The sequence below is a fragment of the Mycobacterium sp. genome (genome assembly GCF_046095365.1).
Classification (GTDB): domain Bacteria; phylum Actinomycetota; class Actinomycetes; order Mycobacteriales; family Mycobacteriaceae; genus Mycobacterium.
On the sequence record NZ_JBJTJF010000130.1, the window covers coordinates 1 to 3,300 of the forward strand.

The following is a 3,300-nucleotide window of genomic DNA, read 5'->3' on the forward strand; positions in this document are numbered from 1 at the left end:
GAACCGGCGCATGAGCTCGTCGCCCAGCGACAGGTAGAACCGGGACTCGCCGGGGTCGCCCTGGCGGCCGGAGCGGCCGCGCAGCTGGTTGTCGATGCGCCGCGACTCGTGGCGCTCGGTTCCCAGCACGTAGAGCCCGCCCACCTCGCAGACGTTCTCGGCCTCCTCGGCGGCCTGTGCCTTGACCACCGGCAGCTCCTCGTGCCAGGCGGCCTCGTACTCGTCGGGCGTCTCCACCGGATCCAGTCCGCGATCACGCAGCTCCTGGTCGAGGATGAAGTCGACGTTGCCGCCGAGCACGATGTCGGTGCCGCGGCCGGCCATGTTGGTGGCCACCGTGATCGCGCCGCGCCGGCCGGCCTCGGCGATGATGGCGGCTTCCTGCTCGTGGTACTTGGCATTGAGCACGTTGTGCGGGATGTTGCGCTTGGTCAGCATCCGCGACAGGTACTCCGAGCGCTCGACGCTGGTGGTGCCGATCAGCACCGGCTGGCCCTTCTCGTAGCGCTCGGCGATGTCGTCGGCGACCGCGATGAACTTGGCCTCCTCGGTCTTGTAGATCAGGTCGGACTGGTCCTTGCGGACCATGTCGCGGTTGGTGGGAATCTGCACGACGCCCAGTTTGTAGATCTCGTGCAGCTCGGCGGCCTCGGTCTCGGCGGTGCCGGTCATGCCGGCCAGCTTGCCGTAGAGCCGGAAGTAGTTCTGCAGGGTGATGGTGGCCAGCGTCTGGTTCTCGGCCTTGATCTCCACCTTCTCCTTGGCCTCGATGGCCTGGTGCATGCCCTCGTTGTAGCGGCGGCCGATCAGCACGCGGCCGGTGAACTCGTCGACGATGAGCACCTCGCCGTCGCGGACGATGTAGTCCTTGTCGCGGTGAAAGAGCTCCTTGGCCTTCAGACAGTTGTTGAGGTAGCTGACCAGCGGGGAATTGGCGGCCTCGTAGAGGTTGTCGATGCCGAGCTGGTCCTCGACGAACTCCACGCCGACCTCGTGCACGCCGACGGTGCGCTTGCGCAGGTCGACCTCGTAGTGGACGTCCTTCTCCATCATCGGCGCGAGCCGGGCGAACTCGGTGTACCAGTGCGAGGCGCCGTCGGCCGGGCCGGAGATGATCAGCGGGGTGCGGGCCTCGTCGATGAGGATGGAGTCGACCTCGTCGACGATGGCGAAGTTGTGTTCGCGCTGGACCAGCTCCTCCAGCGAGTGCGCCATGTTGTCACGCAGATAGTCGAAGCCGAACTCGTTGTTGGTGCCGTAGGTGATGTCCGCGGCGTAGGCCTCGCGGCGCTCGTCGGAGTTCAGGCCGGACAGGATCACCCCGACCTCCAGGCCCAGGAAGCGGTGCACGCGGCCCATCCACTCGCTGTCGCGCTTGGCCAGGTAGTCATTGACGGTGACGACGTGCACGCCCTTGCCGCTCAGCGCGTTGAGGTAGGCCGGCAGGACGCAGGTCAGGGTCTTGCCCTCACCGGTCTTCATCTCGGCGACGTTGCCGAAGTGCAGGGCCGCCCCGCCCATCACCTGGACGTCGAAGTGGCGCTGGCCCAGCACCCGCCAGGCCGCCTCGCGGGCCACCGCGAACGCCTCGGGCAGCACGTCGTCGAGCGCGGCGCCGTCGGCGATGCGCTGGCGGAACTCGTCGGTCTTGGCCCGCAGATCGGCGTCGGTGAGCTTCTCGACGTCGTCGGAGAGCGTATTGACGTAGTCCGCGACCCCCCGGAGCCGCTTGACCATGCGGCCTTCGCCGATGCGCAACAACTTAGACAGCACGTTTTCCCCTGAAGAACTAGGAAGCATCCCCCGCGGGGGTTTTCGGTGCCCCCATCCTAGGTGAACCGCCGAGCCGGCTCGCCAGCCCGCCCTGACCGGCCGCGTGGCCTAGAAGTCGAAGTACGTCGTGCCCCCGTATCCCGAGCCTGCGGGGGGTTGTTCCCCGGGGGTGTAGGTGGGTGTGTAGGAGAAGTAAATCGGCCCCTGGAAGAAGGGGATGATTCCGGTGTTGAAGTAGAGGTCGGCTTGCCATACCTGGCTGACCGGCATTCCGTTACTGGAGTCGACGGTCGTCGTGTAGATCAGGGTCCTGTCGGGCTGATACACCGAAATGGTCGTCCCGTCGGGCAGATCGTTGGTCGGCTCGACCTTGATGGTCTTCGGAAGCTGGTCGGTGGAGACGCCGCCACCGAGGCCTCCGCTGTCGATGGTGCCGTAGGTCACCGGGATGATCCCCGTCGAGCATTCGGCAGCGGGCTTGTTGCCGCAGTCGTAGGAGACCTCCATCAACAGATACGGCGTGTAGAACCACCCCTCGACCATGGTGACCGCGGGTAACGGGTTGGACCCGAACGTCAACTCGCCCACCGCGCCGTCCGCGGGAACCCTCCCGTTCTCAGACAGCGGCCCGTTCATGAGGAAGCCTTCGCCGAGACCGCCGGGCAAGGATCGGATCGGGCTGGAGACCGGGTAGCCGGTGTAGGGCCCCACGCCCAGCACCGGCTGGGGCAGGATCACCGCGTACTTGTCCTCCGACCACTTCGCTCGGGGAACCGACACCCACGTCCCGTCGACCAACTCCTCGACCGCATTGACCACACCGACGGGGGTGCCCGCCGTCTGTATTCCGTTGCCGAAGTCGAGCGACATCTCGTAGACGGTGTAGGTGAAACGCGCCCAGTCCGCATAGCCCCCGCTGCCCTGCTCCCCGGTTGTGGGGCCGAGATTGTTTTCGTCCACCTGATCGGGCATGGCGATCAGACCTGCCGAGCCGGTGTCGACCTCCGCGGTGACCGGCACCGTGCTGCCGTTCAACCAGATGCTGACCCCGACGTTCTCCTGCTGGGAGTTGTATTCGATCTGGACCGTCGCCGCACCCCCGGCGTCCCCCGCCGCACCGCCCGTTCCGAACAGTCCGCCGCGGCCCCCGTCGCCGCCGGCCGCCGCGACGCCGCCGGCGCCGCCGGCGCCGCCGGCGCCGAACAGGACTCCACCGGCCCCGCCGGAGCCGCCCTGCGCGGCCGCACCCCCGGTGCCGCCGGCGCCACCGGCGCCGAAAACGCCTGCGCGACGCCGGTCGCCTCCGCCGACACCACGCGGGGGGATTCCTCCGGCACCGGAGGTACCCCGAAGCCCGTGGTGCGCGGCTCGGCCCACCCCGGTGCCGGCACGCCCGGGGCCGAGGCCCGGTCGCGCGTGCGGGGTCGCAGCGCCGCCGCCGCGGACACCGCCGTCGTCCCGTCGACTCCGGTGTCGCTGCCGGCGGCAGCCGTCCAGCCGGCCCGATCCGACTCGCGGGTGCGGCCC

1 protein-coding gene and 1 pseudogene are annotated in these 3,300 nt (G+C 68.5%); both read right to left on the minus strand.

Annotated features, from left to right (window positions below):
- Positions 1-1,773: preprotein translocase subunit SecA (gene secA, locus ACKOQ4_RS10625; protein ID WP_526291595.1), on the minus strand; the 1,773-nt coding region annotated here is incomplete at its 3' end.
- Between the two features lie 108 nt (positions 1,774-1,881).
- A pseudogene (locus ACKOQ4_RS10630) lies at positions 1,882-3,300 on the minus strand (hypothetical protein); the annotation flags it as partial.